This window comes from Actinomycetota bacterium (assembly GCA_036280995.1).
Classification (GTDB): Bacteria; Actinomycetota; CALGFH01; order CALGFH01; family CALGFH01; genus CALGFH01.
Genome location: DASUPQ010000148.1, coordinates 1 through 6,763, shown reverse-complemented (window position 1 = coordinate 6,763; position 6,763 = coordinate 1). Strand labels below are relative to the sequence as shown.

General features: G+C 71.0%; 11 protein-coding genes. 7 read left to right on the top strand and 4 right to left on the bottom strand.

The features are described 5' to 3' along the window. Positions 1-300, top strand: a 300-nt coding sequence (locus VF468_04715) for a histidine phosphatase family protein (GenBank protein ID HEX5877617.1), incomplete at its 5' end; no start/stop codon positions are given. A gap of 264 nt (positions 301-564) precedes the next feature. On the opposite strand, the gene VF468_04710 is transcribed toward VF468_04715, so the two are convergent. Together VF468_04710 and VF468_04705 are read right to left on the bottom strand one after the other, a co-directional pair. After that, complete coding sequence (locus VF468_04710) at positions 565-849, bottom strand: SHOCT domain-containing protein (GenBank protein ID HEX5877616.1); 285 nt, start codon at positions 847-849, stop codon at positions 565-567. A gap of 31 nt (positions 850-880) precedes the next feature. Beyond that, complete coding sequence (locus tag VF468_04705) at positions 881-1,330, bottom strand: DUF6325 family protein (GenBank protein ID HEX5877615.1); 450 nt, start codon at positions 1,328-1,330, stop codon at positions 881-883. A gap of 133 nt (positions 1,331-1,463) precedes the next feature. Between VF468_04705 and VF468_04700 the strand changes: the two genes are divergently transcribed. The 4 genes from VF468_04700 to VF468_04685 all read left to right on the top strand — a co-directional run bounded on the left by VF468_04700 (position 1,464) and on the right by VF468_04685 (position 3,999). Continuing rightward, on the top strand, positions 1,464-1,934 hold the full coding sequence (locus VF468_04700; protein ID HEX5877614.1) for a hypothetical protein: 471 nt from the start codon (positions 1,464-1,466) through the stop codon (positions 1,932-1,934). Between the two features lie 51 nt (positions 1,935-1,985). Next, positions 1,986-3,263 carry a cation:proton antiporter gene (locus VF468_04695; protein HEX5877613.1) on the top strand — a complete coding sequence of 426 codons (1,278 nt, stop codon included), beginning with the start codon at positions 1,986-1,988 and terminating at the stop codon, positions 3,261-3,263. A gap of 29 nt (positions 3,264-3,292) precedes the next feature. Continuing rightward, positions 3,293-3,721, top strand: coding sequence for a DUF6325 family protein (locus VF468_04690; protein ID HEX5877612.1), 429 nt, complete (start codon positions 3,293-3,295; stop codon positions 3,719-3,721). Positions 3,722-3,807: 86 nt separating this feature from the next. Next, positions 3,808-3,999 carry an SHOCT domain-containing protein gene (locus VF468_04685; GenBank protein ID HEX5877611.1) on the top strand — a complete coding sequence of 64 codons (192 nt, stop codon included), beginning with the start codon at positions 3,808-3,810 and terminating at the stop codon, positions 3,997-3,999. A 21-nt stretch (positions 4,000-4,020) separates the two neighbouring features. Here the strand turns inward: VF468_04685 and VF468_04680 are convergent, their stop codons facing one another. Together VF468_04680 and VF468_04675 are read right to left on the bottom strand one after the other, a co-directional pair. Next, complete coding sequence (locus tag VF468_04680) at positions 4,021-4,776, bottom strand: class I SAM-dependent methyltransferase (protein HEX5877610.1); 756 nt, start codon at positions 4,774-4,776, stop codon at positions 4,021-4,023. Positions 4,777-4,908: 132 nt separating this feature from the next. Further along, positions 4,909-5,577, bottom strand: a complete 669-nt coding sequence (locus VF468_04675; GenBank protein ID HEX5877609.1) for a class I SAM-dependent methyltransferase — start codon at positions 5,575-5,577, stop codon at positions 4,909-4,911. Positions 5,578-5,719: 142 nt separating this feature from the next. Here VF468_04675 and VF468_04670 point away from each other — a divergent pair, with 142 nt between their 5' ends. Both VF468_04670 and VF468_04665 read left to right on the top strand, forming a co-directional pair. Beyond that, on the top strand, positions 5,720-6,247 hold the full coding sequence (locus VF468_04670; protein ID HEX5877608.1) for a PadR family transcriptional regulator: 528 nt from the start codon (positions 5,720-5,722) through the stop codon (positions 6,245-6,247). Next, a partial coding sequence (locus tag VF468_04665) for an ABC transporter ATP-binding protein (protein ID HEX5877607.1) occupies positions 6,208-6,763 on the top strand: 556 nt, incomplete at its 3' end. The genes VF468_04670 and VF468_04665, both read left to right, overlap by 40 nt.

The window sequence follows — 6,763 nt, the reverse complement described above, 5'->3', positions numbered from 1 at the left end:
ATCCGGATCGAGCGGGACCTGTACGGGGCCGGGGCCGCGCAGCTGCTGGACCGGCTCCGGCAGCTACCGGACGGGGCGTCGTCGGCCATGCTGATCAACCACAACCCGGCCACCCAGGACCTGGCCCTGGCGCTGGCCTCGGGTGGGCCGGCACTGGCCGGGCTCGGGGAGAAGTTCCCCACCGGCGCGCTGGCCACCCTCGAGTTCGACGTCGAACGCTGGCGCGACCTCGACCGTGGGACGGGCGCCGCCGTCGCCCTGGTCACCCCCCGGTCGCTGGAATCCCAAGTGGGAGGGTGAGGGCAGCGCTCATCCGGCCGGATGCAGCCGTCGAGGAGGCGCCGGTCATGCTCGTAGTGAGCAGCATGGGTCTCACGGATGCGGCCAGGGGGCTCGGAGAGGTGCCCTGTGCGGGACCGCGTTCTCACCTTGTTCGGGTGATGCCGCGGGCCGGTCCCCGCCGAAGAATGGCTGGCTCCCCCGCATCCTCCGGGAGCTGGTCGCAGCCGGGAAGCCGGGGCAGCCACCGCCGCCCCGGCCAATGGTGACCAGGCGACCGCCTGGTCAGCTCCCGAGGATGCGGGCCTTCTGGGCGGCGAATTCCTCCTCGGTGAGGATGCCCTGGTCCTTCAGCTCGGCCAGATCCTTGAGCTGCTGGACCATGTCCTGCTGAGGTGCCGGCTCGGGCGCCGCCGCATACTGGGGCGGCGGCTCCTGGTAGGCGGGCTGGTCGTAGGCTCCCTGGCGCGACCACCGCTCGGCCTGCCGGCGCGAGACACGGTTGCTGACCGCGGTGGCGGTGCCGGCGACGACGGCGGTGCGGGCCATCCCGCGGAGTAGTCCGGGCATTGGTGCTCCTTTGCTATCGCTCGGCTGCTATCTATCGCTCGGCGGCCTCGACCGCATCCAGCGCGGCCAGGATCGCCTGGACGGGCAGGCGGCCGCTGGACGCCAGCTGCCCGCCGGATCGGCGCAGCGCCGCGGCCACCGGCGCGGCCCAGCGGTTCTCCCAGACCAGGACCGCGGCCGAGGTGCCTGGCTCCAGGATGCTGGCGGCCTCCTGCAGGTCCTCGAAGCCCAACAGGCCCGAGGCGGCGCCCTCGAACTCGGCGAAGGCCGCCGTCACCTGCTTGAGGTCGCCCAGCTCGAGCCCGGTCACCGACCCGTCCTCGTCCTTGGTCACGAACGCGATGTCGAGGATGCGGATGATGCCCCGGCTCACCAGGTCCAGCAGCAGGGGCTGGACCTCGCTGGTGTCGGGATACGCACCAGGCCACTCCAGGACCACGTAGTCGATCGGGCCTAGCTCCTCCAGCTGCTCGTCGCTCACGGCGTCTCCTCCTCCTCCTTCACCATCGGCCACGCCATGGTCGCTGCCGCGGCCGGGGCGCGCATCATCCGAACCGGGTGATCCGGTGCCGAGCAGTCTCGTCTAGGCTGATGCCCCCGTCCAGGAGGTGGCTATGACGTCCAGGCAGGACTTCACCGACGAGGAATGGGTACGGATCCGTCGCGCCCCCCTTGTGGCCGGCGTGGCGATCTCGCTCGCGGACCCCGGTGGGCCGATCGAGGTGGCCAAGGAGACGATGGCGACGCTGCGGTCGGCCACCCTTCCCCCCAGCCAGGAGGAGCTGCTGGCGTCGGTGGCCCTCGACGTCCAGGCGCTGGCCCAGCAGAAGCAGAATCCGCTGGGGGACTTCAAGCCGCGCGGCGGCCAGCAGGTGCTGGAGGAGCTGCGCGCCGTCAACGAGATCGTGACGGCCAAGGCCACGCCCGAGGAGGTCGAGGCGTTCCGCAGATGGCTGGTGGCCGCCGCCCAGGCGGCCGCCGACGCCGGGAAGGAGGGCGGCTTCATGGGCTTCGGCGCCGAGCGGGTGAGCGCCGGAGAGCGGCAGATGCTGGAGCAGGTGCGCGCCGCAGTCGGGATCACCTGACCGGTCGAGGCGGCGCCTGGGGTGGGTCGCGCGCTGTCCTGAGGAGAGACCATGAACCAGTGGGCCCTGCCCACCGTCGCCGTGGCGTTGCTCGCCTATGGCGCGGTGTCGGGGCGGCTGCGGTCCACGCCGGTCAGTCAGGCCATGGTGTTCGTCGCCTTCGGCCTGGTTGCCGGCAGCTGGTTCCTGGGCCTGGTCGAGGCGGACCGCGCCAACCGGTTCGTGCGCCACCTGGCCGAGGCCACCCTGGCCCTGGTGCTGTTCACCGACGCCGTCCGGGTCAACCTGGGCCGGCTGCGGCACGAGTCCGCCGTCCCGGGACGGCTGCTCGGTATCGGCCTGCCCCTCACCATCGTGGCCGGCACCGCGGCCGGGCTGGCCCTGTTCCCCCAGCTGAACCTGTGGACCGCGGCGGCACTGGCCACCATGCTGGCCCCGACCGACGCCGCCCTCGGCCTGCCGGTGGTCACCAACCCACGGCTGCCCTCCCGCATCCGCCAGGGCCTCAACGTCGAGAGCGGCCTCAACGACGGCGTGTGCGTCCCCCTGCTGATCATCTTCCTCACCGTCGCCCAGGCCGAGGAGGGCGTCGGCCATGTCGAGCCCCTCAAGGTGATCGCCGAAGAGATCGGCTGGGGTGCGGTCGGCGGGGTCGTCGCCGGCGCTCTCGGCGCCTGGGTGCTGCGGAAGTTCGGAGCCCAGGGGTGGATGGAGGGGACCTGGCGGCAGATCACCGCGGTGGCGACCGCCCTGCTGGCCTACACGGCGGCGGTCGCCCTCGGCGGGAGCGGCTTCATCGCCGCCTTCACGGCCGGGATCGTGTACCGGCTCGTCGCCGCCGGCCACGCCAAGGAGGCGACCTTCCTCGCCGAGGAGACCGGCGAACTCTTCAATGCCGTCACCTTCCTGCTGTTCGCGGCCGTGCTCCTGGGCCCGGCGCTCGGCGACCTGGACTGGCGGATCGCCGCCTACGCGGTGGGAAGCCTGACCGTGGTCCGGATGCTCCCGGTGGCCCTGGCCATGGTGGGCACCGGCATGCAACGGGCCACCGTCGGGTTCCTGGGCTGGTTCGGACCCCGCGGACTGGCCTCGATCGTGTTCCTGCTGATCGTGCTCGAGGAGACCGAGCTTCCCGAGCGTCCGCTGATGGCTGCGGTGGTGACCTGGACGGTGGCGCTCTCGGTGTACGCCCACGGCCTGACCGCCGGGCCGGCCACCAACCGCTACGCCGACTGGTACGACGCCCGCCACGAGCACCACGGGGTCATGGCCGAGAGCGTCCCCGTGGCCGAGCAGCGCCCTCGCGTTCCAGCACTCCACCAGCGGTGATACGGTAGATCGGTCGGTGAGGAGGCGACATGGCCAGCATGGGACCTGTCGAGTACGTCGTCATCGCGTTCCCGGGCAACCGGTTCAAGGGCGAGATCGTGCCGGCCGTTGCCGAACTGGTCGACAACGGCCTCGTCCGCATTCTCGATGTCGCCTTCATCAAGAAGGACGCCGCCGGGAACACCACCATGTTCGAGTACGACACGTTGGACGACGTGCTGGCGTTCGGGTTCGCCGACGTCGACGGCGAGGCGGGTGGTGTGCTGAACGACGAGGATCTCGAGCTGGCCGCCGAGGGCCTGGAGCCCGACAGCTCGGCGGCGCTGATCGTCTGGGAGCACCTGTGGGCGGCGCGGGTGGCGCAGGCGATCCGGGATGCGGGCGGGCGCATCGTCGCCGGCGAGCGGGTCCCGCCCGAGATCGTGGAGCAGGCACTGGCCGACCTCACGACCGGCTGAGGGTCGTCCATGACGATGGTTGAGGAGGACCAGCCATGCTGTTGCGTCCCGTTGTGCGAAATGGCCGGCCAGGCCTGATCGGCAGGATGGCCGGGACCACCGTGGTGGTCGGACTGTCGCGTCGTCAGCAGGCCAAGGCACGGCAGGCAGCGGCCGGGCAACCCGCGGCTCCAGCCGACCCGATCGCCCAGCTGAGGGAGCTGGCGGCCCTCAAGGAGCAGGGAGCGCTCACCGAGGAGGAGTTCACCGCCCAGAAGGCTCGCATCCTGGGCCCGTGACAGCAGCGGGATGCCGGCGCCTCACGAGGTGAGCTGGGCGGCCCAGAGGTCCTCGGCCGGCCACTGGCCGGCCCATTGGGCGGTGGCGATCCCGTAGTACCGGTGGGTCGCGGAACCCGCCGGGGCGTACAGCTCGTGCAGGGCTTGGACCGCGAACCCGTTGGCGCCCAGCACGCGGATCCACTCGCCGTGGCTGGGATGGAACTCGACCCCGCCGCCCGGCCACTCCACCCGGTGCAGCCCCCGTTGCGGCCGCAGGAGCCGCTCCTGGGCGACGCCCTCCTGCTCCGGGACGCAGAGGGTGGCGAGGACGCTGTTGGTCAGGAACACCAGCCGCCCACCAGGGCGCAGCAGCCGGGCCGCCTCGGCCACCCAGCGTTCGGGATCGCACCAGACGCTGGCCCCGTACTCGCTGACCACCAGGTCGAAGCTCGACCCGGCCAGCGGCACGTTCTCGGCGTTGGCCTCGATCAGGGGAAACCCCACCCCGAAGTGCTCCTGGCAGCGACGCGCGGTGGCCAGCTGCTCCGGGGTGAGGTCGACCCCAACCGGTCGCGCGCCCTGCCGGGCCAGCCAGCCGGACAGGTAGGCAGTCCCGCAGCCCAGCTCGATCACGTCCAGGCCCGCGACGTCACCGAGGACGCCCAGCTCCCGCTCGGGGACCTGGAACAGTCCCCAGGTGACCTCGGCCGCGGCCCAGGCCCGGCGGGCGTCCTCGTCGGTGAACTGCGCGTTCACGATGGCCCACAGGGCGCGGTTCCGGAACAGGTCCCACACCGCTCGACTTCCCTCCCTCCTTGCGGGCGCCGGTCAGCGCGCATGCCAAGTGTAGGAACGCGAGCAAGATGTCGGCGCAGCACACAGATGACGCCGCCGAGCACTACCCCATCGGGCACGGAGCGGGGCCGCTTATGTGGGGCGCTTGTCTGGGCTTCCTGCTCCCCAGTAGAAGGGCCCGGCTGTCGACGTGACCTTGACGTGCCAGCCGAGTCGTCGCAGCCGTCGTTCGAGGTCGGCTGGCTGGTGAGGGACCTTCACGAGCCGGTAGGCGGTTCCGTCAGGGAGCTGCCGGCGGATGGTTGAGGACGAGGGGCCTTCCACGAGCTCGTCTGGGGTGCGGTAGGCGTCGTCGGCGAAGAACACGCGTCCCTCTGGTTTGAGGCAGTCAGCCACGAGCGACCAGAAGGATGCAAAGCGTTCGGCCGGGACGTGTGAGAGCCAGAAGCCGAAGAAGACCACGTCGTAGCGGCGGTCGGGCTTCCAGGTGAACAGGTCGGCCTCAATGAAGCGCACCCGTCGGTTGCCGACGCGGGCTGCCGCGATGGCGAGCATCTCCGGGGACGCGTCGACAGCGGTGACCTCGCTCGCGTGGCGGAGCAGGTGGCCGGTCCACACGCCGGGACCGCAGGCAAGCTCAAGCACGCTGCCGTTTGGCTGAAATGCATCAAGCGCTTGGGTCACTTCGTCGCCGCCGGGAAGGTCCAGGCCTTGGTCCAGATAGTCTGCGGCCAAGGCCCGGTAGTAGGCGCGCTGCTCATCGAGGAGAGGGCCGAGTTCTTCACCGTCAGTCGCTCTCATGGCTCACCCTGGTGCTGCGTCTCGCTGCCTGTCGCAGGATAGCCCTGGAAGGACTCCTCGATCCTCCACGGCACGGCCAGCACGTGTGGCTAGGGGATAACCGTTATAGTTAGCTAACGGTTATCGGCTGTCGAGGAGGATCATGCAGCAGGAAGTGGTGCTGGCGATGCTGGCCAAGGAGCCCTCGCACGGGTACCAGCTGCGCGCGCGGCTGCGCGACGCGCTCGGCCCGCTCGGCGACGCGATGAACGCCGGGCACGTCTACGTCACCCTGACCCGGCTGGAAAAGGCCGGCCTGGTAGCGGTCGAGAGGTCTCCCGATGGCGCCGACCGGTCGGATCGCAAGGTGTACGCGCTCACCCCCACCGGCCAACAGCGAGTCGCCGAGTGGATCGCCGAGGTGAGCTGGCCAAAACCCGACCTCGCGGAGTTCCATCTCAAGCTGATCGCGGCCGCGGCGGCCACGCTGGCCGACCCGCTCACCATCGTCGACAGCCAGCGCCGCGAGCTGCTGCGCCGGTTGCGTGACGCCCAGCGCGCCGCCATGGCCGAGCCGGACCGCTCGGACGCGGCGCTGTTGCTGGAGGGCATCGTGCTCCGGCTGCAGGCGGACCTGCGCTGGCTCGAGGCATGCGAGAAGAACTGGACCTCCCGAAGGAGTGGATCGTGAGCGACGCCGCCGACACGTCCGTGCTCCGCGCTCGCGGGTTGCGAAAGGAGTACGGCAAGGGGGAAGGATTGGTGCGCGCCGTCGACGGGGTCGATCTCGACATCGGCGCGGGAGAGACGGTGGCGGTGATGGGACCGAGCGGTTGCGGGAAGTCCACGCTGCTGCATCTGCTCGGGGGGCTGGACCGGCCCTCGGGTGGAGAGGTGTCGCTGAACGGCCGTCGCATCGACAACATCGGTGAGAAGGCCCTGGCCCGGATGCGGCGGGCTGCCGTCGGCTTCGTCTTCCAGGCCTTCCACCTGATGGAGGAGCTCACCGCCGTGGAGAACGTCGAGCTGGCGGCGCTGCTGGCCGGACGCTCGCCGAGGGCGGCCAGACGGCGTGCCCAGGAGCTGCTGGAGCAGGTCGGGCTCACCGACCGGGCGCGTTTCCTGCCCTCGGCGCTGTCCGGTGGCCAGCGGCAGCGGGTCGCGATCGCCCGGGCGTTGAGCAACGAACCGCTGCTCGTGCTCGCCG